We start from the raw sequence: 23,284 nt of genomic DNA on the forward strand, positions 1-23,284 counted from the left end.
TTTATTTAATTATTTTTACAGTTAATCCCTGTTTTACCTCTCCTAGAGGAGAAATAATAATTTCATCTTTATCTTTTAATCCATGCACTAAGACTTTATTTTCTTTTCTAATCAAAGCTTGAACTTTTTTAAAATATATTTTGTTATTTTTTACAACCCAAATAGTGTTAAAGTCGTGCAAAGCTTTTTCAGGGATCCAACATACATTAAGTACATTTTTACCGTAGAACTTTACTTTTACAAATGATCCTGGAAAAAGATTTTTACTGTTAAATACTTTTACATAAATATACAAGAGCCTAGTGCTTGTATCTATATTTGCTGAAATACGTACAAATTTTCCTTCCCATGTATTTTGCGTATTAGGATCTATAATTTTTACTTTCGTTTTTATAGGGGTTATCCATTTTAATTTGTTTTGTTCTATAGGAACTTTTACCTCAAGGTTGTCTATTTTATATAATGTGGCAACTGTTTGTCCAGGAGAGATATATTGACCTAAGCCTATCTTCCGTTCTATTACTCTTGCTTTAAAAGGAGCATATAGAGATGTTCTTTTTAAATTAAGCTCTGCCTGCTCTAAGGATGCCTTTGCTTGGGCAAGTTTAGCCTCTGCTTGTTTTAATTGTGGTTCTTTAGCAACTAATGGGGGAGGAGATCCTTTGTGTTCTAGTTGCCAAGCCCAAATAGCTTCTGTGGCTTTAGATTGTACCAAAGTCAGATTAGCTTTTGCCTCTATAACAGAAGCTTTGGCTTGTTTAAGAGCAATTTTATAAGAAGCAGGGTCTATTTTTAGTAAAAGTTGGTTAGGTCTTACTATTGCTCCTGGATTGAGAGATTTAGATATAAAAATGACTTTCCCTCCTACTTGAGGGACTAAAGAGGCTACCTCTCTTGCCTCTACAGTGCCTTGAGCAGAAAAAATGATTTGTTCTGTTTGTGTTCTCACTATTTGAGTTTGTACCACAGGAATTTGAGATAGAGTTTGGATCGGGTTTGGATGTTTTTTTTGATTAGCGAGGAATTTAAATCCAAACGTTGCAAACAATAAAATTAGAATAATTATAATAGCATTGAATAGAACTTTATTTTTCATTGATAAAATCATTTGTTTAGCCCCAGTTTCCCCCTAGTGCTTTTATTAAGTTTACTTGATTTAGCAAAGAATTTAAATGTATTTTTTCTTTATTTAAAAGTGCTTCTAAAAATTCTTTTTTAGCATGGTTTAGTTCTAAAAAAGATATTTGTCCTTGAGAATATTTATATTGTGTTAATTGTAGTTTTTTTTGTTTTAATTTTAAAATATTAGAGAAATGTTTTTCTTGTTGGTCTATCACTTGTCTTAAAAATAAGGCTAATTCTACTTCTTTAAATGCAGTTAAAATTGTTTTTGCATAATCAATTTCTGCTTTTTGGAATTCTAAAATAGCAATATCTTCTTGTTTTTTCAGTTTTCCTGCCTGAAAAATTGGCTGAAGGATTCCTGCTGCCAAGCGAAAAAGAGCATTAGTCGGGGTAAAAAGGTTTTGTAATTCCGTACTAGCATAACCAAATTGACCAGTAAGAGTTATTTTAGGGAATCTTGCCCTTCTTGCTACTTTAACTTTTGTTTCAAGTTTTTTTAATTTATTTTCCTTAGCGAGGATATCTGGTCTGGATTTTAACAGTAAGCTAGGAAGACCTGGATTGACTTTTAATTTTGTTTTAGAAAATTTGTGCCAAGAAGAAAAATAGATATGTTGAGGATATTTTCCCATTAAACTACATATTTGATACTCTATGTCTTGAAAGTGTTTTTTACTTTCTAAAATAGTGTTTTTTAAGTTTTCTATTATTTGTTTTTGAGCAAGAATGTCAGCTAAATTAGCATATCCTTGATTATACGATTTTTCTAGGTAAAGAAGATTTTTTTCTTCTAATTTTAATATTTTTTTATAAATATCTATTTTATTTTGTTCAAAACTTAGTTGAAGGTACAAGTTTACCAGAGATGAGATCAGACTTTGTTTGAATGATTTTAAATAGTGTTGATTTTCCAGAACTTGCATCCACGCAGCAACTCTTTGGGCAGATAATTTTTGAAATAAATCTAATTCATAAGAAGTTATTAAAAAGGCAGAATAAGTATTTGTTAGGGAGTAATATTTTTCTCCTAATACATTTTGGAGATATTTGCCCTCTCGTTGTATTTTGCCTTCTAAGTTTATATTAGGATATAGGCTTGCCTTTTCTATATCTAGTTGTTTTTTTAATTGTATTAGGGTCAACATTGATTGCTTTAGATCAAAATTCTTTAGAAGAGAGGTCTTTATTAAGGAGTTTAGATAATTGTCAGAAAAGATTTTCCACCATTCTGTTGGGCAATAAAAAGAAGTTGAATTAGAATTTAAATAATTTTTGGGAGGGATAGTTGTTTCTCTTGGAGGTAAATTTGGGGAAAGTATACATCCACTAAGTATAACGCTAAGAAGATAAAAATAAAAAATTATTTTATTATAAGACATTTAAGTGTCACTTAAAACTTTTTAGTAATAATTTTTAGGAATTACTCAGAGAATAAAAATATGTCAATTTATAGATGATACTAAAATTTACTTAAAAGAATTAAGCAGAAGAATTTTTAATTTCCGCAAAGGCTGTTCCAATTTGTTGTAATATAGAAATGACTTCATCTATTTTTTTAGGATCTAAGTTCATATTAGCTTGAAGTAGTCTGGTTTGACAATAAAAATAAAGAGCGTGGAGATTTTTAGCTATATCTCCACCTTTTTCCATATTTAAACTAGCGTCTAATTCTGCAATACAATCTAATGCCTTAGAAATGAGAATACCTTTTTGGGCATAGTCTTTTTCTTTTATTTTTTCTTTAGCTTGTTTTAAGTATCTGATGGCGCTCTCAAATATGAGAACAACTAAATCTTTTTGAGATGCTGTAGATACTTTGGTGTTTAAATATGCTTGTACTGCCTGCATATAATTTTTCCCTCCTCACTATTTAGTTCCTGCTTTTAAGGATGCAATTTGAGATGACAATTGGGCATCTAATGAATTATAATATCCCAAAAGAGCTTCTAATCTTGCGAATCTTTGTCGCAGATCCCGTTCATATCTATCTATTCTTTTTTGTTCCCAACTAATTTTTTTCTCTATGTCTTCTATAATTTCATTATAGTTATCTTTTAGTACATTTAAAGTTCCATCATAACTATCTGTTAGTTCATCAAGTTCATCTCTTAACTCTAGAGTTTTCCCGTATTTTAAGCGAATAGTCCCACTATAAGTCCCATCAGAAAGATTGTCTATTTGTATAGCAAGACCTTTAGAATCTCCTTCTTTTGAGGTTATAATGTTTCCATCTATGCCTGCATCATATCCATCTATCTTCGCAGAAGTGATACTACCTCCACTTACAGTATACTCTACAGTATATTTTCCACCTTTGGTGACTCCATCAATATGGGAATAATACTTGAAATCAGAGGAAGAGGTAGCAGGTACATAATCTGCGCTAAATATTTCAGCTACAGCCTGAGCATTTGTAGAAAGGGCATCATCAAGCTTTTCTTCATCTATTTTAAGTTCTCCTAAAGTAGGAGATCCTTCATCTGCATCTGTAGTGATGCCAATATTAGATAAAGAAGGATATGGATCTTCATTGCGATCAAATCCTATGCCAACCCCAGCTAGTAAGGTTTTTAACCTTTGTTGTATAATCTGAAGCCCATAGTTTCCGGTAAGAATAGACCCTTCTACTTTATTGTTAGTTGTTTTAGTGACTTTTGTTTGTTCTCTAATAAGAGAAACAACTTTATTGAATTGCTCAATAAAAGTCTTAATTTGTTCTTTAATTGCTTCAGTATCATTGGATATAGTAACTTGCACTGTTCCTGTACTTTTTAAGTTTAAAGTCACTCCTGTAATCACATCATCAATACTGTTTGTATCTCGTTCTATCCAAGTACCATCGTTAGGAAAGCCATCTACTTTTATTTGAGCGTTTTGGGCTGTTTGAGTGTGATAAAAATCCGCATTAGTAACAGAACTACTACTGTCTGCATCAAAACTACTTGGGCCTGCGCTAATAGTTATAGAATAAGAACTACCTAAATCTAAACCAGCAAGCTGAAGATGGAATTGTCCGTCTGCTTTTTTTATTATAGAAGCTTTTATGCCTGGATTGTCTGCATCATTGTTTATCATGCTAACAAAGGCAGAAAGAGTAGTCCCATCTGGAACATTTAAACTTACATTGTTCCCGTTATAAGTATAGCTAAATGTTTCATCAGAACCAGTATTATTTATAACAGCATCTTCTGAAGAAAAATAATTTTGGCTGATTAAAATATCATTTTGAGCTAATTGATTAATTTCTATGGAATGAGTCCCTTCCTGTGCGTCGCTACTTGCGGTTGCGGTTAGAATATCTGTGTCTGTAGAAGTGGCAGTTTTTATAAAAAATTCTTTTATGCTATCCATTGATTCTAACGTATTTTCTAAATTTAACATAGCAGTATTTAATTCTTGAAAGGCACTGACTTTGTCTTCCCATGTTTTTTTCCAATCTTCTAGGGGAGTTACATGTTGATTTTTTTCTATTTCAATTAATTTTTGGATCATTGTATCAAAATCAGTACCTGAGCCGAGACCTGTAAAGTGAATTTGGCCCGAGATAAGATAATCATTAGCTATGTCTGTCATAATGTTTCCTCGATTAGGAAAAAATTTCTTTTAAAATTATTTTTTGCAAAAAATATTCCGTAAAAAAAATAAAGGCCGAGCATTATTAGCCCGGCCTTTATTTTTTAGTAGGGTTAAGAGATTATTATCCACTGATAAGTTGTAAAGCCATTCTAGGTAAAGCATTGGCCTGGGCTAACATTGCTACTGCAGATTGAGTAAGAATTTGGTTACGCACAAAGTTGGTCATTTCTGTTGCCACGTCTACATCTGAAATTCGTGATTCAGCAGCCTGTAAGTTTTCTGCCTGGATTTGTAAGTTTGTTACAGTATTTTGAAGCCTATTTTGAAGGGCACCAAGCGATGCTCTGATTTTGTCCTTAGAAATTATAGCTGCGTTGATTGCCTCTAATGCATTTTGAGCTGCTGATTGAGTAGAAATTGTGTAGCCTGCAGAACTAGTTGCAGCATTATTACCCAAGCCAAAAGCAGAAGCAGTAGCATTTCCTATAGCAATATAATAGTAATCTTCTGCAGAGTCGTTACCACTTCCAAAGTGAACCTTTAATGGTCCTGTTGACACTAGGCCACTACCACTGTGATCTGCACCCCACGAAGCAGGGTTAACAGCACTAGAAGATAAATTTCCATTTAATAGGTAAATACCATTGAAGTCAGTAGCATTGGCAATTCTGGTAATTTCTGAGGCCATTGCTTGATATTCAGAATCAATGATAAGCCTTTGGTCTGATGTATAAGTACCAGTAGCTGCCTGTTCTGCTAGTTCTTTCATACGAATGAGCTTTTCATCGATAACTTGTAAAGCACCGTCTGCAGTTTGAATTAAAGAAATAGCGTCATTCGCATTTCTAATACCTTGGTTTAGAGCGGCAATATCTGCGCGCATAAGCTCTCTAATTGCCAAACCAGCAGCATCGTCAGCAGCAGTACCTACACGAAGTCCTGAGGACAGCCTTCTAGTAGATACACTTAATCTCCCATAAGCTACACCTAAATTCCTGGCCGCATTCATGGCCATTAGGTTGTGATTAATGACTAGAGCCATAATCTTCCTCCTTGAAGTTTTTTTGTGGGCTTCCCTGCCCTTGAGTTACTTTATATATCGGTTGGTTAAAGAAAAACTTTAGGAGGAAATTTTTTCTTCAAATTCTTCAAGAGCTTTTTGAAGACATTTTTTACAGACAGAACAATTGCCTGCCTTATGACAATGATTTTGGAGGGCTTTTATCCAGGATTTACCTGTTCTAGGACATTTTTGAATAAACTCAATAAAATCTATTAATCTTTCCAAGGTTAAATCATCTATGTGATGTTCTAAGCGGCAAGCATTTTCTTCTGCCTGCTTGCGGTTTAAACAGAGGAAATTTTCTAAAAATTCTGCTAATACTTTATGACGGTGTACTATACGTGTAGCTTGTCTAAAGCCTTCGGGGGTTAGCGTGATCTTACTATATGGCTCATAGTTAATTAATCCTTTGGCAGCTAAGGCTCGTAGGGCTCCTGTCACAGAAGCTCTTTTTACTCCTAAATTAGAAGCAATATCCTTGGCCTGGGCAGAAGAATAGGTGTTTTCTAAATGAAAAATTGTTTCTAGGTAGTCTTCTAGACTTGGAGTTAGTTGTTTCTTTTTTTTATTCATTGTTTTATACTTTAAAAAATTTAGCTATTAAGGCTTTTAACTTATTTTGGACCCAGAGAAAAGTTTTTTTTGAGCTTCCTTAAGAGAGAGACCTGTTTGCTGAATAATTTTTTCAAGATTGTCTTCAGCATTAGAGGCTCGTAGATATATTGGGAGGGGAGCGTTTGAACTAGATTTCGCGCAAAAGGCTTCTTTTAAAAGCACTTGTGGTAGAGGGGTATCAAATGTTTCTTCTAACGTAGTAAAGCCCCACGAGAGTATTTGTGGATGTTTTCTCAAGCCACTTCCTGTTAGAATTATATCTGATGGTCTTTTTTTTAAGATTTCTTGTGCCTGAGATAAATTTATCGCTTTTGGAGGTGTAAGAGGAGATTTTTTCGAATCAAATCCCTGGATATAAACCTCTTTTTGTCTAGAATAGGTTAGAACCCAAATTTCTTTTTTAAGGGGTATACTTTTAGCAACTAAGGGTAAATATTCTATACTACCAAGAGGAACTTGAGCCCCAAGGGCTAGACCATAGGCATGAGCAAAAGTTAGTCTAAGCCCAGTAAAAGATCCAGGACCACTTACCAAGACAATAGATTTTAACTGATTAGGAGAAATAGCAAGGCTTGAAAATAGATATTCTAGTTGTGGACCTAAAAAAAGCATGCCTTTTTGAAATGTAAAAGCTTGCCATGCCCATAATAAACGGTCTTTGGTTCCTAAGACTACTTGTAGATAGTCTTCAACTCCGTTTAAAACTAGTAGATATTTTTTATTATTTAATGATTCGCATGATGTCATTGTAAATCGCAAGTCCCATTAATGAGAAGAGAATAGTTAATCCTATTTTTATACTTATTTGCTGTACCTTTTCACTTAGTGGCCTGCGTAAAATAATTTCTAGTCCATAAAATAAAATATGACCGCCATCTAAAACTGGGATAGGCAGAAGGTTTAATAAACCTAAATTAATACTTAAAAGTGCTACAAGGTTTAAAAGGTTGATGATTCCATATTGTGCTTGATCACTTACTAACTTTGCAATGGTTATTGGACCTCCAATAGTTTCAAGGGGTAAAATACGCTCTATTAGCTTTACGATTCCTATTACTGTTAGCTTGGTTAGATTAAAAGTATGGACAAGACCCTCTATGCTGGAGGTAAAAAAATCTAGTTTATAAGTTTTAAAATTATTTCCGGCAACAATTCCTATTTGAGGTGTTTTTATGGTTTCTCCGAATATATTTTTTACTGTTTTAATCTCTGGAGTAACTGTTAGAGAATAGACATATTTCCCTCGCTGAATGGTTAAGCTTAATGGTTTTTCTTGATTTTCTTTTACAATTTTAACTAGTTCTTCCCAAGTAGATATAGGGGTGTTGTTTACCTTTAAAATTAAGTCGCCTGGTTTTAAACCAGCAGTTTCAGCTGGAGAGTTTTGGATTACTTTTCCAATAGAAGGTAATATTTGTAATTTTCCTTGAGTGAAAAATAGTCCCCAAAAAATAAACCAAGCTAGAACAAAATTAAATAGAGGACCAGCTAAGACGACTAAAATACGTTGCCAAGCTGGTCTTAGCGCAAAACTTTCTTGCTTGGTAAAAGGTGGTTCTATTGGTTCATCTGGTTTTTCTCCTACTAATTTTACATATCCGCCTAAAGGAATAGCAGAGATGCGGTAATCAGTATTTCCTTTTTTTATCCCTATTAATTTTGGTCCAAATCCTAAAGAAAAGATAGATACTCCCATTTTAAACATCTTAGCTACTAAAAAATGACCTAATTCGTGAAAAAAAATAAGTAAGGCTAAGACAATAATAACTGCAAAAATTCCAATCATTTTATCTTCTCTACAAGGTTTAGGGTTATTTTTCTTATCTTTTTATCTAACTCTAAAATGGTTTCCACAGAATCAATAGTCATGTCTGGGCTACTGTCTAGTACTTTTTTTAATATCTTGGGAATATCTAAGAAGCCTATTTTTTTATTTAAAAACATTTCTACAGCAAGTTCATTAGCTGCATTTAAGGCTATACATGCAGCTTGTCCTAATTTTAAAGCCTGTTTTGCAATTTGAAGACAAGGGAAATTTGTTTCATCTGGTTTTTGAAAAGTAAGATTAGCTATTTCAGTTAAGTCTAACTTAGGTAAGTAGGATAAGTTGATCCTCTCGGGATAGGCAAGACAATAAGAAATAGGTATTTGCATATCTGCAATGCCTAATTGGGCTAAATGTGAGCCATCTATAAATTCTACTAGAGAATGAACAATACTTTGAGGATGAACAATTACTTTAATTTTTTCTAAAGGAAGTCCAAATAAATAATGTGCCTCTATAATTTCTAAGCCTTTGTTCATTAGAGTTGCAGAATCCACAGATATTTTGGCTCCCATTGACCAATTGGGATGATTTAAAGCCTGCTCTGGAGTTATATTTTTTAATTCTTTTTTTGTTTTACCTAAAAAAGGCCCTCCAGAAGCAGTTAGGATAATTTTTTTAATATGTTGAAATTTTCCGTGAATAACCTGAAAAATTGCATTGTGTTCTGAATCTATAGGTAAAATTACTCCGTTAGTCTGTTTTAAAATAGAGCGTAAAAGTTGTCCTGCTAACACTAGCGATTCTTTATTAGCCAAGAGAATAATTTTACTTTTTTTAGCAGCAGCTATGGTAGGTAAAAGTCCTGCTGCTCCTACCATAGCAGAAACAATTACATTTGCTTCTGATAAGCTAGCTATTTTTTGATACCCTTGTGTTCCCCATAATATTTTAGGGATATATGTGGAGCACAAAGATTTTAGTTTAGTTCCTACATCTTTATTTAAAACAGCTACATACTTGGGCCTAAATTTATTAATTTGTGAGGCTAGAAGTTGAATATTTGTTGCACACGCTAGTCCAATTACTTTAAATTTTTCAGGGTGATGTGAGATGACATTTAGTGTATTTTGTCCAATAGAACCAGTAGAGCCTAAAATTACTACAGAGCGAGGCAAAGAGGTGTCTATATTTAAAGATGATATGTAATCCATAGTTTAAAATAGTCCTAAAAATTTAAATCCAAAGTAAACAGGTAGTATGAATAATAAGGAATCAATCCTATCTAAAATTCCCCCATGTCCTGGCAAGATATTTCCAGAATCTTTAATGTTATATTTTCTTTTAAGAGCAGATTCAAAAAAATCACCTAATTGAGCTGCAAGGTTTAAACAGACACCTAAAAGGATATAAAGAATAATTGTTTTTTTGCCCCAAAAAAAACCAGCTAAAATATTGATTGCAGTACAGCCTATGAGTCCTCCTAAACTTCCTATCCATGTTTTTTTGGGGCTGACTTTAGGCCATATTTTTTTATCTCCCCATAAACATCCGGCATAATAAGCTAGTGTGTCAGAGGCAAAAGCAGAAATTAATACTAAGATAATTTCAAAAGAAGTTAAGTCTTGAAAAATTTTTAGATTTAAGGGTAGGTAGTAAAAAGAGGCTAAAAGAATTAAAGCATCTGAGAAAGAATATTTTTCTTTTAATCCGAAGTCAGTTAAAAAGATTAAAGCACATAACCAAAATAAAATAAGGGTTACAAGTGGAGCAAAATGTCTAAAAATCTCTATAGGAATAAGTATTATCCCAATTCCTAGTAAAATCCCTGTGCTTTTCAAAATAAGATATTTTTTTTCTTGCCAAAAGATATTATAAAATTCAAATAAGCCCAGTAGAGAAATAATAATCAAACCACTTGTTATCCAAAATCCTTTTTGCCAAATAATAAGAGCTAGAACTGGCAATAAAATTAAAGCTGTGCAAAGGCGTTTTTGATGAGAGCTTAGCATGAACCTAAACCACCAAATCTTCTTTCTCTTTTGCTATATTCTAACAAGGCCTGATCTAAATGGTCTGGAGTAAAATCAGGCCATAATACAGGAGTAAAGTATAGTTCTGCGTAGGCGGCCTGGAAAATAAGAAAGTTTGACAAGCGCATTTCTCCACTAGTTCTAATAATCAAATCAGGATCTGGTTGGCCTGTAGTATATAAATTTTTGCTTATTAGTTCTATATTTATTTTTTCCGGAGGTAGGTTTTGTTTTATAATTTTTTGTACTGCTTGCACAATTTCTTCTCGACCTGAATAATTTAAGGCTAAATTTAAAGTCATTTTTTTACATTGAGAAGTATTGCGTATTACTTGTTGAATAATTTTTTTGGTAAAAAGAGGTAAATCCTCTAGTTCTCCTAATATATTTAATTTTATGCCTTGTTCTTTTAAAGAAGGCTCTTCTTTTTTTAAATGTTCGCTTAAAAGGTTAAAAAGAGTTGAAATTTCTGTTTTTGGTCTTTTCCAGTTTTCTTTAGAAAATGTATAAAGAGTTAAATACTTAATACCTATTTTACAGCAATGAGCAATAACTTCCTTTACTCGTTTAACTCCTTCTTTATGTCCTTCTGTTCGGGATAGCCCTCTTTTTTTCGCCCACCTGCCATTACCATCCATGATAATAGCAAGGTGAGCAGGTAATTTTTCTTCTTTGTCCATAAAAAATTAAATTTCCATTATTTCTTTTTCTTTGTCTGCAAGGATTTCATCTATTTGGGCAATATACTTGTCAGTTAATTTTTGTACTTCATCTTGACCTCGATGTAAGTCATCTTCTGTAATTTCTTTTTCATTTTTCATTTTTTTTAAAGTTTCATTTAATTCTCTTCGAATATTACGGACTGCGATTTTAGCTTCTTCTCCATATTTTTTCGCTAGCTTTACTAATTCTTTTCTTCGTTCTTCTGTGAGAGGAGGAAGGTTTATCCTAATGACTTTACCGTCATTGACTGGAGTTAATCCCAAATCAGATTTTTGAATAGCCTTTTCTATTTCTGAAAAGGCTCCTCTATCCCATGGCTGGATAGCAATTGTTCTACTGTCTGGAATAGAGATAGAGGCCAATTGATTTAGTGGGGTAAGAGTTCCATAGTAATCTACTTTTAAATTTTCTACAAGACCTGTTGATGCACGTCCTGTTCTCAATTTTGCTAATTCTTTTTCCAATACACCCACTGCTTTCTTCATTTTTTCTTTTCCACTTTTAAATACCTGCTCCATAAGACACCTCCTCAAGATTTCCCCTGCATTACGTTTTTTAATTTCCTCTTACTATGGTTCCTACTATGTCTCCTTTACATACTTTAAATATATTCCCTTTTTCAAAAAGATTAAACACTACTATTGGGAGGTCATTGTCCATGCACATGGAAATAGCGGTAGAGTCCATTACTTTTAAACGACGTTGTAACACTTCAATATAAGTTAAAGAGTCAAATTTTTTAGCATCAGAATATTTTAGGGGATCTTTATCGTAAACACCGTCTACTTTTGTGGCTTTTAAAATAGCATCTGCTTTTAATTCCATTGCTCGAAGAGCAGCAGCTGTGTCTGTAGTGAAATATGGGTTGCCTGTTCCTGCTGCACAAATAACAATGCGTCCTTTTTCTAAATGTCTGATTGCTCGTCGTCTAATATATGGTTCGGCAACCTCGCGCATAGTGATCGCTGTCATAACTCTTGTGTGGACGCCAGCTTTTTCTAAAGCATCTTGAACTGCAAGAGCGTTAATAACAGTGGCTAGCATCCCCATATAGTCTGCAGATGCTCTGTCCATGCCTTTAGAGGAAGCAGAAACTCCTCTAAAAATATTCCCACCCCCAATAACAAGAGCTACTTGAATGCCAGACTTGGCTACTTCTGCTATTTCTGCACAAATTTCTTGAATAGTGTGTGGCTCTATCCCAAATTTTTCGTCTCCTGCTAGAGCTTCTCCACTTAGTTTTAGTAAGACTCTTTTAAATTTCATATTTTACCTTTAATTAAAAGTTTATCTTAATGTTTAATAAAAAAGGGCCAATTGTTGGCCCTTTTTTATTCTCCTAAGCTAAGTCTTACAAACCTACCTATTTGAATATTTTCTCCAAGAGCTACTACAGCTTCATTTAAAAGATCTGCTATGGTCTTAGAATCGTCTTTTATAAATGGCTGTTCTAGTAAACAGACCTCTTTATAATATTTTTTTAAACGTCCTTCGACAATTTTTTCTGCAATATGATCTGGTTTTCCTTCTTCCTTGGCTTGTTTGAGATAAATTTCTTTTTCTTTTTCAAGTAAGTCTTGAGGCAAATCTTCTGGCTTTAAACAAATAGGATTAGCTGCTGCTACTTGCATAGCAAGGTCTTTAGCCAGTTGTTGAAAACGATCGCTTTTAGCTACAAAATCTGTTTCACATTTTAGTTCAATCATTACTCCAATTTTGCCGTTGGAATGGATATAAGAACCTATCCAGCCTTCAGCAGTAGCTCTGTCAGCGCGTTTTTGAGCTTTAGCCAATCCCTTTTCTCTTAGCCAAGCAATGGCTTTCTCTGTGTCACCGCCGCTGGCTTCCAATGCCTTTTTACAGTCCATCATTCCTGCGCCAGTTTTTTCCCTAAGTTCTTTAACCATAGCTGCTGTGATTGCCATTTATTTCTCCTCCTTCTCATTATCTTCTGCAGTAGTTGTTTCTTCTACATTCTCAATTTTTTCACTTTCTTCTCCCCGCTCTTCTCGTTTGGCCATGCCTTGTAAGCAGGCATCAGCAATGCTAGAGACAAATAGCTTTATTGCTCTAATAGCATCGTCATTTCCGGGGATAACATAATCGATTAAATCAGGATCACAATTAGTGTCTACAATTGCTACAGTTGGAATTCCTAATTTTAAACACTCTTTTACAGCGATTTCTTCATTTTTAGGATCAACAATAAATACTACTCCAGGTAGGCCTTCCATGTTTTTAATCCCGCCCAAATTGCGGTTTAATTTGTCTAATTCCCTTTGTTTTTTTATAATTTCTTTTTTAGGAAAGCGTTCAATGCTTCCATCTTCAAACATTGCTTCTAAATTTTTTAAGCGGTCAATACTTTTGCGAATGGTTTGAAAGTTAGTAAGTGTACCCCCTAACCAACGGTGAATAACATAAGGCATTTGGCATCGTTCTGCTTCTTCTTTAATAATGTCTTTAGCTTGCCGTTTTGTGCCTACAAATAAAACCGTTTTCCCTTGAGCAACTTCATCTACAATGAAGTCGTGGGCAATTTGGAACATTTTTACGGTTTGTTGTAAGTCGATAATATGGATCCCTTTTCTTGCCCCAAAAATATAGGGCTTCATTTTGGGATTCCAGCGTTTAGTTTGGTGCCCAAAATGAACACCTGTTTCTAAGAGCTGCTTCATTGTAACATAAGACATAATAATACCTCCTTGGGTTTTTCCTCCGTTTCCAAAAACTCTCTCCTTGAGAGGGAGCACCCAAGAGTTTTTGGGAAACGTGTGTGCTTTTGAAACAAACTTTCATATGAAAATTTGAGGTACTAGGCAAGATTTTTCTATTATGTCAAAAATGTTGTTTTTGTATATATTTTAAGTTTAGCTAAAAACATTGGGACTGTAAAAATAATATTTTATTTTTTGAGTTTGTTTAATTTGAGAAAAAAATATACCTTAAAATTGTTTTTTTTCATCTAAACGAGTTGATTTTTAAACTAAAACTTAGTTAAAATATAAACCCGATAGGAGGTATTTGGTTTTATTTAGGCACATTTTAAAAACATTTTAAAGGACTTGCAAATCAAAAAGTCTTTATTAAAAATGATGTGAGGATAAACGTGGGAGGATGTTATGATGAAGAGGTGTATATTTTCTATAATAGTTTTAAGTTTTTTTATTTTTATTTCTGTCAACGTAAATGCAGGTGATTATGTTGGATCAAAGCAGTGTGGTGAATGTCATGAGAAAGAGTATAAAAATTTTATAACATATTCCAAAAAAGCAAAAAGTTTTGAACATATAAAAAAGATGTTCCCAAAACTTGAGGAAAGAGAAAGACAAGAATGTTATGCTTGTCATACCACTGGATATGGTAAAGGTGGGTTTATTTCTTATGAAAAAACTCCAGAGTTAAGTGATGTTGGTTGTGAAACTTGTCATGGTCCGGGCAAAGAACATGTAGAATCTGGAGGAGATCCTGAATTAATTAGATTAAAAATGGATTTAAAAACTTGTAATGATTGTCATACATCTGAAAGAGTAAAAACTTTTAATTTTAAGCCTTTGCTTTATGGTGGAGTGCATTAAATTTATGTGGCGGAAAAGAGGTAATTATTATGTGGAATAAATTGTCTTCAAGTTTGCATTTAAAAACAGGAGTTCTTGTAACAGTTGTAGCCTTATTTATTTTTGTAGCTTTATTAGGAGCGATGAATTTTTTAGAAAGAAGGCTTATTTTTTCTCTTTTAGAGGGAGATGTGCAAAAACTTTCTCAAGCATTGGAAAACGGAATAAGAAAACCAATGATTAGAGGTGATGATGAGGGTACTAAAGAAGAATTCTCAAATCTCTCCAAAACACATAAAGATTTGCATGTGTTTCTTACTGACTTTCAAGGTAAGGCAACTTATTCCACTTTAAAGGATCAAAGAGGAAAAAATTTTATTCAGAGTAAATTTGGCCAAAAAATTTTAGATTTTAAAAATATATTAGAAGGAAAAATAAGAAATGAGATAATGTCTTTAGTGAATTTAGACAAAAATGTGTATTTTGTAAGGGCAAAGCCTATTTTTAATAAGCCGAGTTGTTATCATTGCCATGGTAAGGCGCATAATATTTTAGGTAGCTTAATTATTTTTCAAGATGTTACTCCTACCATGAAAAAGATAAAGTCCCAGACATGGGAAATTGCTTTGGCTTGTAGTGGAGCGTTGATTCTTCTCGTAGTGATAGTCAACCTATTTTTACGTAAAAACGTTTTACAACCAATAAAAGAAATTGCTCAGGCAAGTAGTGCAATTGCTAAAGGTAATTATAGCCAGGAGTTTATTACTTCTCGTAAAGATGAGTTAGGAGACCTTGCTCGTAATTTAGAACATATGGTAGACACACTAAAAAGAGAACTGGGATTTTCAAAAGGAGTTTTACAAAGTCTAACAGCTCCATTTTTGGTATGTGATACAGAGCAAAAAGTAAGTTATACTAATAAAGCTATGCTTGATTTTTTAGGGTTAGAAGGCGAACCCAAAGATTATATCGGACAATATGTTGGAGAATTTTTTTACGGAGATAAAAATCACAAAACAGTAGTAGGACAAGCCTTAGAAACAGGCGAAGTGATGAGAAACATACAACGAAGTATCACAAATAGAAAAGGTAAAAAGGTTTTTTTTATAGGAGATGCAGCTCCTTTAAGAGATTTAGATGGAGAGCTTATTGGTGCATTTATTTTAATTACGGATTTAACAAAGCTTAAAAATCAACAAGAACAGATAGAAGCTCAGAATAAAGCAATTGCACAAGCAGCAGTAAAAGCTTTAGAAGTTTCTGAACAGGTTTCTTCTGCTTCTGATGAACTTTCTGCTCAAATGGAAGAAGCAGCTAGTGGGACAAACAGACAAGAAAGGATGGTTTCAGAGGCTGCCACAGCTATGGAACAGATGAATGTTTCTGTTTTAGAAGTTGCTAAAAATGCGGCGAATGCCGCCAATTTGGCTGAGGAAGCAAGAGAAAAGGCTATTGCAGGACAAACTGTAGTAAAAGAAGCCATGAATTTAATTTCCCAGGTTGTGGAACACAGCAAGCATTTAATGGAAAGTATGAAAAATTTAGGCGTGCAAGCCGAAGGTATTGGAAAAATTATTGTCACTATAGAAGACATTGCAGATCAAACTAATTTATTGGCTTTAAATGCAGCTATTGAAGCAGCAAGGGCAGGAGATGCAGGAAGAGGTTTTGCTGTAGTAGCTGATGAAGTGAGAAAGTTGGCAGAAAAAACTATGGCCGCAACAAAGGAAGTAGCTACTTATATTGGCCAGATTCAAGATAGTGCCCAAGAAAATATTTTTGAGACTACTAAAACCTTAGAAGTTGTAGAAGAAACTAGACATAAATCTGAAGAATCTGGGAAAGCGTTAGAGGATATTGTTCATATTGTGGAGTCTACTTCTGATCAAGTCAGGAATATTGCTACAGCATCAGAGGAACAGTCTGCTGCATCAGAACAGATAACTCATTCTATGGAGGAAATTAGGAAAGTATCTAGAGAGATTGCAGATACTATGGAGCAAAGCAATGCAGCTATTGGGGAATTGGCCAAACTAGCCTTGCGTTTAAAGGGTATTATTGAAGAGTTAAAGGGATAAGTAAAAGATTAAGTAAAAAGCATACTACACAAGGAAACAAAAAAAAGCGGTCAAGTTTGACCGCTTTTTTTTGTTTTTTAAATGCTATTTAATAAATTTAATAAACCTGGACACCTCCTATAGGAGCCTTTCTTTCAGGAGCTTTTCTAAGAAGATGTTTTTGCCTTCTTAGCTTCTGAGCGTCTCTAATTTTTCTTTTAATCCTAACTTTTGCTTCAATGTAAATGTCCTTGTCTCCATAGCGAGAGGCTTTTACAAAAAGGTCTTTTGCTTTAAGAAGACTTTTTAAATCTCCTCTGGCTTCATAAGCTACACCTAAATTATAAAGTGCAGGAGCACAGTGAGGATTTTCTTCTAATACAACAGACCACATTTCCATAGCTCCTTCCCAGTCTCCTTTTTCTGCCAATTTAACTCCTTTTTTGACATAAGAAGGCCCGCTTTTATCCAATTCTACCTCAATAGTATATTTTGTAGGTGCTATTTTAGCTACTAATTTAGAAGCTATTTTTTGAGCCAGTAAACTCATTGTTTCTTCTGGTGTTGGCACTTGTTCGATACTGTTACCTCCACCAAAAATACCTAAAAATCCGCCCTGGGCTTCTTCTTTACCGCCATATTTTTGTTTAAAACTCTCAGTAACTTGTTTAGTAGCTAGAATTTTTCTTGTTTTTAGGTCTATTACTTTAATAGATGCTGTGAGTGAAGCAGTGCGAACAATATAAGGAACTCTTTTTAAAACAGTTTTCATAATTTCTTCATCTACAATTTCAGTTTTGCCAGTAAAAATATTTTTTCTTTTTACTTTTCTATATCGACCTGTACCCTCTTTCATTTGAACTTGATCATATCCTTTAATGTCCCTTATTTGTCCCACTACATATCCTGCTATGGCAGCGTCTGCTTGGATTTCTTCAAAAGCAGGCACAAAGCGTGGGTCATCCATTTGCTCCCACTGGATTCTATCTAAGGCCTCGTTATATCTAAGGTCTTGTAGGGTGAAGTGCTTTACCTCATCTAATTTTGAATAGAATTCTTCTCGAACTAAATCACCATATTTTCCTTTAAATGGTAAAATAGCCAAAGTCTTTACTCCTGGCATAGCTACTTCTGCTGGTTTTATTGCTGTTAGTTTTGCTTTGGGAGCACAGGAAAACATAAAGAAAAGTGCACCTATTAAAGATAACAGCAAAATAGTTTTAGAATTTTTTACTTCCATATGCCCTCCTTATTGAATATTGATATTGCGAAAAGGATTATCCGTACCTTTTTTGAAAAATAAGAATCGGTTGCCTTTAGCTTGTTGAGTTTGGAAAGCAATACCTCTTCTTTTCATTTGCATATATAACTGTCTTTGAAAATCAAACTTTTTACCTTGATAATTTACATCTACTTGGAAGTTGCCAGGAGATTGTTGCCTTACATTTATGTCTTTTACGCCAGAGATGTTTTGTAAAATATCATAAATGGTATAAACTTCTTCTTCGCTAAAATTTCTAAACCAAATATCAAACCTGGCTCCGCCATGTACTTGACGTTCAAAATAAGCCAGAACATCACCAATAAGAGCTTTAGCGACGGCTTTACCTACTTTGTCAGCAGCTTTGGCAGCCATCATATCTTCATAATAGTTTCCACTAACTCTTTGGGTGCGGACATATAAGTCGCCGTGTTTTTGGGCGATGAGATCTCCTGTAGCAGGAGCGACAGCTTTTAAATCTACTTCTACCATAACACCGCCAAAATATTTACTTCTGCCACCTTTTTTTACTCCCACATGGACGTCATAGACCAGGAGGAGATCTGCTCTGTATTTCAGGGCAAGGGCAGAGAGGTCGTCCATGTCTATATCAATTCTTCCAGCTTGTTCTATTTCATTATAGACGTTGTTAACAAACATTTGATCTAGGACTACAAAGCCTTTTCTAGCAAATACCCCTTGAATTGCTTGCTCAGCCGCAATAACCGCTCTAGAGTTTCGATAAGCACTAGAGTGTGTCCTTGGTAAGTATATAGTCATAAATCGAGGATTACCTACTTGTTGGCGTAAAATGCCAATGGCTCTCAAATCATTTTTGATGCTTTCTGTAGATACTACTGCTCTAATGGTTACATTATACATTTGTCCGTCTGGACTAGGACCTTCTGAAAGCACTTGATAATTTTTTACATAGCCTGATGCTTGAGAATATATTTTATCTGATAGAAGCTGATAATTTTTTACAATAGTGCTAGAATCTATTAAAGTTCCAATTCCCTGCTCTACAGCGCTTCTTAGAGCTTGTTGCAAAGCTTGATTTCTAGCTTGAGCCTGATTACCCATCATAGGCGCCATACCCGTAACCACTACTTCCTTTATGGCAAAGCTGTTTTTAGTAATAAACATAGGAAGCAGAAATAGAATAAAAAATATTATCCAGCAAAGCTTCATTTTTCTGCCTTTCATTTTACATTCCTCCTCTTAAATTTTTTAAGCATTTAAACTTTAGTTTATCCTAGTTCAAAAAAATTGACAATCAATAAATTTCTCCTTTTGAAAAAATAAACTGTAAAAATATTTCTAGCAAATAATATCTCCTAGTTTTTATTTTATATTGCTAAATAGGATTGAGTAAGATTGTTGTAAGACGGTTTATAGGGTAAACTTATTTGTTTAATTTAAACGAAATTTACATATTTTAAATTTTGAGATAGCTATTAAAGGTTTCAGTTTTATTTTATAAGGAGGAGAAATGTTTTCCAGGATAAAGTTTGGAACAAAACTTTTTGTAGCTGTAATATGTGTATTAGGAATATCTATTTTATCTGTTAGCTTCTTGAATTATTATCAATTTCAAAAAACTTTATTCAGAGTGGGTAAGTCGTCTTTAGAAGAAATTTCTCAATGTATTTATAATGCTATATCTATGCAGAAAAATATAGAAAGAACAACTTTAATCCCTCAACTTGAGAAATATGTTTTAGATGCTTCTAAAAAGTTTAATGGAAAAGTATTTGTTTTTAATTCTAATGGCAAAATATTAATCCATTCTGATCGAAGTTTAGAGGGAAGAAGTGTATTTAATTTTATTAAAAATAAAATAATTTTTGATTCAAAAAGAGGAGTTGTTAGTTATTCTTTAAATGGAAAAACCTATTTATTAATAACTCGTTATCTTAAGCCATTGGATTGGAATATCGCTGTGCAAATAAAAAAGAGTGATTTGTTACAAGATGTAGACAAAAGATTATTTTTTAATAGTATAATAGTTTTTATTTTAATCGTTGTAGTTAGTTCTATCTTGCTATGGTTTTTTTTACAAGTGATCATTAAACCATTACGGTTATTAGCGTATAAAAGCGAGGAAATTGCAGAAGGAAATTTTTCTATAGAATTTTCTTATCAGGCAAAAGATGCAATAGGAGAGTTGTCTCATTCTTTTCAAATAATGGTAGAACATATAAAAAACATGTTTCTTGAAATTAGAGGTGGTGTGGGGATGTTATCCTCTTCTGCTGCAGAACTAAATGTTATTGCTGATGAAATAAATTCTAACTCAGAAAAAACTAATACGTTAGTTACTAGTGCTGTTGGAGCTGCAGGGAGTTTGAATGAGAGTATGCATTCTGTAGCTCATATTATGCAACAAGCATCAGATAATATTAATACAGTTGCTTCTGCAGCAGAAGAATTTTCTATTACTATTGACGAAGTTGCTCAAAACACTTCTAAAGCTAAAAGTGTAGCTACAAAAGCAGTGGATAAAGCGAATAATGCTTCTCAAAGAGTTAATAAGCTGGGCATAGCAGCAAATGAAATTAGTGTAGTAACTGAGACAATAAATGCAATAGCGTCTCAAACCAATTTGTTGGCATTAAATGCTACTATTGAAGCTGCTAGAGCTGGAGAAGCAGGAAAAGGTTTTGCTGTTGTAGCTAATGAAATTAAAGAGTTAGCTAAACAGACTGCTGTGGCTACTGAGGAAATAAAACAAAAGATAGAAGCAATTCAGCAAGAGACAGATTTTACTGTAAAAGAGATCCAAGATATATCCAAAGTAATAAAGGATATAGATGAAATTATTACTACAATTGCTGTTTCAGTGGAACAACAATCTGTTACTACAAAAGATATTGCAACTAATGTGAGTCAAGCTGCAGATGGTCTTGTAGGGGTTTCTCAACAAGTTAATGAAAGTGCTGTTGCTGCAGAAAATATTGCAAAGGAAATAGAAAATGTAAAGGAAATCGCTGATTTAATGGCTGTTTCAAGTTCTCATGTTTTTGATTTTAGTGAGAAGTTGTTGGATTTAGCAGATAAGTTAAATAAATTATTAAAAAGGTATAAGATTGATTTAGAGTGTGAGCTGTTGCCCAAATGTGGTTTTTTTAAAAAATATAAGGGAACAAAAGATGCTCTTTTAAAAGGATTTTTGCAGAGTTATTGTAAAGGCCCTATGATGAATGAATGTAAAAGAAAGCAATATAGACAGCAGCATGGAGTTCCTCCTAGTGATGATATGATGCCAAATGGCAAAATAGTAGAAGGATTGGAAAAATAGTTTCGTTTAATTTTGGTTTGGGTTTTTAAATAAAAAAGGACAAGCTTGCTTGTCCTTTTTTTATTTTTGGTTAAAAGTTGAGTTTACTTAAGTCTGTTTTAAAATTATAGAAACAATCAAAATCTTAGGTGTCGGGAGGAAGTGGTGAAAAAAATAGCAGTTCTAGGAGGAGGAAGCTGGGGAACAACTTTAGCCAACTTATTAGCTGAGAATGCTAAGTTAGAGGTATTTCTTTGGATACGTGAAAAAGAATTACTTGCTGAAGTAAAGGCAAAAGGTGAAAACACTTGGTACTTACCTGGAGTTAAATTACATTCTAATTTAAGAACTTCTGCAGATATTACAGAAGTCCTTATGGATGCGAACTATTTTCTAGTGGTTGTTCCCTGTCAATATATTCGTGGAGTTTTGCAAGAAGTAAAAGATATGTTCCCTGTTAATCCTATAGTAATTTGTGCTAGTAAAGGGATAGAGATAGAGAGCCTTAGTCCTCTTTCAAAGGTAATTAATGATGTTTTGAGTGAAAAAAAACCTATATATGCAATCCTTTCAGGTCCTTCTTTTGCAAAAGAAGTAAGTGCAAAGTTACCCACAGCAGTTAGTTTAGGATGTATTAATGAAAAAGTGGGAAGGGACCTTCAACAACTTTTTTCAAATTCTTATTTTAGAGTTTATTATAATCCTGATTATAGAGGGGTTGAGTTGGGAGGAGCTTTGAAAAATATTATTGCCTTAGCTGCAGGTATTGCTGATGGTTTGGGTTTTGGACATGATGCAAGAGCTGCACTTATTACTAGGGGACTTGCAGAGATGAGTAGGCTTGGTATAGCTTTAGGGGCAAAAGAGAGAACATTTATGGGACTCTCTGGAATGGGTGATTTGGTTTTAACGTGTACAGGAGATCTTAGTAGAAATAGACAGGTTGGACTTAGGCTTGGACAAGGAGAAAAGTTAAAAGAAATAATTAATTCTATGCGTATGGTGGCTGAAGGCGTTAAAACAACCAAAGCAGTATATAGATTAGCTCAGAGTTTAAATGTTGAGATGCCAATAACAGAGCAGGTATACGCTATTTTGTATGATAATAAGGATCCCAGACAGGCTGTTTGTGAATTAATGGAAAGAAAATTAAAAGAAGAGTAGAGTATGAACTTAATAATGTGGAGGTTATTATTACAAAAAATTTTTTCAAAAATTTTATCTTTTACCATAACCTTTTTAGGGATTACTATTATAAGTTTTTGGGTAATACATTTAGCTCCTGGTTCGCCAACCGACTTACAAACCACTTTGAATCCTAAGGCAAGTTCTGAAGCAAGAGAAAGATTATTAAAATTATATGGATTAGATAAACCCCTCCATGTGCAATATGTAGAATGGCTTAAAAGAGTCATTCACTTTGATTTTGGCAATTCTTTGAGTGGAGATCATCGTCCTGTATGGGAAAAAATAAAAGAACGCTTGCCATTGACTCTAACTCTTAATGCAGTTTCTTTATTTTTGGTTTTTATCTTAGCTATTCCTATTGGTATATTATCTGCTGTGTATGTAAATTCGTGGTTTGATAAATTAATGACAGTGTTTGTCTTTATAGGATTTTCTATTCCTAGTTTTTGGTTAGCATTACTCTTAATTCTTGGGCTAAGTATTTGGCTTCCTATTTTCCCTATCTCGGGCCTAACATCTTTGGGATTTGAATCTTTTACTTTTTGGGAAAAATGTTTGGATCTAGCTCGCCATTTGGCTTTGCCTGTGTTTGTTTTTACTCTTACAGGACTTGCAGGATTTTCGCGATATATGAGGGCCAGTATGTTAGAAATTTTAGGCCAAGATTTTATTCTTTTGGCCAGAGCTAAAGGTTTGCCCTACTGGCGAGTGGTTTTAAAGCATGCTGGTAAAAATGCCTTATTGCCTATTATTACAATTTTAGGCTTGTCTGTACCTGGATTGATTGGCGGAAGTGTAATTGTAGAGTCAATTTTTGCTTTGCCAGGGCTAGGACAGCTTTTTTATCAAGCAGTTATGGCCAGAGATTATCCTTTAATTTTAGGCAATTTAGTTTTGGGGGCCATTCTAACTTTAATAGGTAATTTTTTAGCAGATGTCGGTTATACACTGGTTGATCCCCGGACAAGAAAATAGCTTAAAAATAAATGACACAGTTTATTTTTAAAATGTTGTTAAAAAGAGGACGAATTTAGGGCTAAA

At 33.7% G+C, this 23,284-nt stretch carries 22 protein-coding genes; 5 read left to right on the plus strand and 17 right to left on the minus strand.

Annotation, left to right across the window (positions count from 1 at the left end):
* Nucleotide 1 precedes the first annotated feature (1 nt).
* The 15 genes from BLP60_RS05490 to rpsB form a co-directional block, all read right to left on the minus strand.
* Nucleotides 2-1,108, minus strand: coding sequence for an efflux RND transporter periplasmic adaptor subunit (locus BLP60_RS05490; protein ID WP_092064663.1), 1,107 nt, complete (start codon nucleotides 1,106-1,108; stop codon nucleotides 2-4).
* 4 nt (nucleotides 1,109-1,112) lie between these two features.
* On the minus strand, nucleotides 1,113-2,504 hold the full coding sequence (locus tag BLP60_RS05495; RefSeq protein WP_092064666.1) for an efflux transporter outer membrane subunit: 1,392 nt from the start codon (nucleotides 2,502-2,504) through the stop codon (nucleotides 1,113-1,115).
* A 100-nt stretch (nucleotides 2,505-2,604) separates the two neighbouring features.
* Nucleotides 2,605-2,973 carry a flagellar export chaperone FliS gene (fliS, locus tag BLP60_RS05500; protein ID WP_092064669.1) on the minus strand — a complete coding sequence of 123 codons (369 nt, stop codon included), beginning with the start codon at nucleotides 2,971-2,973 and terminating at the stop codon, nucleotides 2,605-2,607.
* A gap of 18 nt (nucleotides 2,974-2,991) precedes the next feature.
* On the minus strand, nucleotides 2,992-4,698 hold the full coding sequence (gene fliD / locus BLP60_RS05505; RefSeq protein WP_092064672.1) for a flagellar filament capping protein FliD: 1,707 nt from the start codon (nucleotides 4,696-4,698) through the stop codon (nucleotides 2,992-2,994).
* A gap of 124 nt (nucleotides 4,699-4,822) precedes the next feature.
* Nucleotides 4,823-5,743: a flagellin N-terminal helical domain-containing protein gene (locus BLP60_RS05510; protein ID WP_092064675.1), complete on the minus strand. Its 921-nt coding sequence runs from the start codon at nucleotides 5,741-5,743 to the stop codon at nucleotides 4,823-4,825.
* A 78-nt stretch (nucleotides 5,744-5,821) separates the two neighbouring features.
* Nucleotides 5,822-6,337 carry a metal-dependent transcriptional regulator gene (locus BLP60_RS05515; RefSeq protein WP_092064678.1) on the minus strand — a complete coding sequence of 172 codons (516 nt, stop codon included), beginning with the start codon at nucleotides 6,335-6,337 and terminating at the stop codon, nucleotides 5,822-5,824.
* A gap of 36 nt (nucleotides 6,338-6,373) precedes the next feature.
* Nucleotides 6,374-7,126, minus strand: coding sequence for a tRNA (adenosine(37)-N6)-threonylcarbamoyltransferase complex dimerization subunit type 1 TsaB (gene tsaB, locus BLP60_RS05520; RefSeq protein ID WP_092064680.1), 753 nt, complete (start codon nucleotides 7,124-7,126; stop codon nucleotides 6,374-6,376).
* Entirely contained in the window at nucleotides 7,101-8,165 is a 1,065-nt protein-coding gene (rseP, locus tag BLP60_RS05525) for an RIP metalloprotease RseP (protein ID WP_092064682.1), read from the minus strand. Before rseP ends, tsaB begins: the two co-directional genes overlap by 26 nt.
* A complete protein-coding gene (locus BLP60_RS05530) occupies nucleotides 8,162-9,358 on the minus strand; it encodes a 1-deoxy-D-xylulose-5-phosphate reductoisomerase (RefSeq protein WP_092064684.1) in 1,197 nt (398 codons plus the stop codon). The genes rseP and BLP60_RS05530 overlap by 4 nt, the downstream gene beginning before the upstream one ends.
* A gap of 3 nt (nucleotides 9,359-9,361) precedes the next feature.
* Nucleotides 9,362-10,156, minus strand: a complete 795-nt coding sequence (locus BLP60_RS05535; protein ID WP_092064687.1) for a phosphatidate cytidylyltransferase — start codon at nucleotides 10,154-10,156, stop codon at nucleotides 9,362-9,364.
* Nucleotides 10,150-10,857 carry an undecaprenyl pyrophosphate synthase gene (gene uppS, locus BLP60_RS05540; RefSeq protein ID WP_092064690.1) on the minus strand — a complete coding sequence of 236 codons (708 nt, stop codon included), beginning with the start codon at nucleotides 10,855-10,857 and terminating at the stop codon, nucleotides 10,150-10,152. Before uppS ends, BLP60_RS05535 begins: the two co-directional genes overlap by 7 nt.
* Nucleotides 10,858-10,863: 6 nt before the next feature.
* Complete coding sequence (gene frr / locus BLP60_RS05545) at nucleotides 10,864-11,418, minus strand: ribosome recycling factor (RefSeq protein ID WP_092064692.1); 555 nt, start codon at nucleotides 11,416-11,418, stop codon at nucleotides 10,864-10,866.
* 37 nt (nucleotides 11,419-11,455) lie between these two features.
* On the minus strand, nucleotides 11,456-12,166 hold the full coding sequence (gene pyrH, locus BLP60_RS05550; RefSeq protein ID WP_092064696.1) for a UMP kinase: 711 nt from the start codon (nucleotides 12,164-12,166) through the stop codon (nucleotides 11,456-11,458).
* A gap of 65 nt (nucleotides 12,167-12,231) precedes the next feature.
* Entirely contained in the window at nucleotides 12,232-12,825 is a 594-nt protein-coding gene (gene tsf, locus BLP60_RS05555; protein ID WP_092064699.1) for a translation elongation factor Ts, read from the minus strand.
* A complete protein-coding gene (gene rpsB / locus BLP60_RS05560) occupies nucleotides 12,826-13,593 on the minus strand; it encodes a 30S ribosomal protein S2 (RefSeq protein ID WP_092064702.1) in 768 nt (255 codons plus the stop codon).
* Nucleotides 13,594-14,022: 429 nt separating this feature from the next.
* Here rpsB and BLP60_RS05565 point away from each other — a divergent pair, with 429 nt between their 5' ends.
* Together BLP60_RS05565 and BLP60_RS05570 are read left to right on the plus strand one after the other, a co-directional pair.
* A complete protein-coding gene (locus tag BLP60_RS05565; RefSeq protein WP_234970959.1) occupies nucleotides 14,023-14,478 on the plus strand; it encodes a cytochrome c family protein in 456 nt (151 codons plus the stop codon).
* 29 nt (nucleotides 14,479-14,507) lie between these two features.
* Nucleotides 14,508-16,535 (plus strand): methyl-accepting chemotaxis protein, encoded by a 2,028-nt coding sequence (locus BLP60_RS05570; protein ID WP_092064707.1) that lies wholly within the window; start codon nucleotides 14,508-14,510, stop codon nucleotides 16,533-16,535.
* A 97-nt stretch (nucleotides 16,536-16,632) separates the two neighbouring features.
* Here BLP60_RS05570 and BLP60_RS05575 read toward each other — a convergent pair whose 3' ends face one another.
* The gene (locus BLP60_RS05575; RefSeq protein ID WP_092064710.1) at nucleotides 16,633-17,754 is read right to left on the minus strand and encodes a DUF6340 family protein; all 1,122 of its coding nucleotides are present in this window, start codon (nucleotides 17,752-17,754) and stop codon (nucleotides 16,633-16,635) included.
* Nucleotides 17,755-17,763: 9 nt separating this feature from the next.
* Complete coding sequence (locus BLP60_RS05580) at nucleotides 17,764-18,981, minus strand: flagellar assembly protein T N-terminal domain-containing protein (protein WP_092064715.1); 1,218 nt, start codon at nucleotides 18,979-18,981, stop codon at nucleotides 17,764-17,766.
* Nucleotides 18,982-19,267: 286 nt separating this feature from the next.
* On the opposite strand from BLP60_RS05580, the gene BLP60_RS05585 reads away from it, so the two are divergent.
* From BLP60_RS05585 to BLP60_RS05595, 3 genes are all read left to right on the plus strand, one after another.
* Nucleotides 19,268-21,076: a methyl-accepting chemotaxis protein gene (locus tag BLP60_RS05585; protein ID WP_092064718.1), complete on the plus strand. Its 1,809-nt coding sequence runs from the start codon at nucleotides 19,268-19,270 to the stop codon at nucleotides 21,074-21,076.
* A gap of 144 nt (nucleotides 21,077-21,220) precedes the next feature.
* A complete protein-coding gene (locus BLP60_RS05590) occupies nucleotides 21,221-22,219 on the plus strand; it encodes an NAD(P)H-dependent glycerol-3-phosphate dehydrogenase (protein WP_092064720.1) in 999 nt (332 codons plus the stop codon).
* Nucleotides 22,220-22,222: 3 nt separating this feature from the next.
* Entirely contained in the window at nucleotides 22,223-23,218 is a 996-nt protein-coding gene (locus BLP60_RS05595; RefSeq protein ID WP_234970960.1) for an ABC transporter permease, read from the plus strand.
* Nucleotides 23,219-23,284: the final 66 nt, after the last annotated feature.

Origin of the sequence: Desulfonauticus submarinus (assembly GCF_900104045.1) — a bacterium.
GTDB lineage: Bacteria > Desulfobacterota > Desulfovibrionia > Desulfovibrionales > Desulfonatronovibrionaceae > Desulfonauticus > Desulfonauticus submarinus.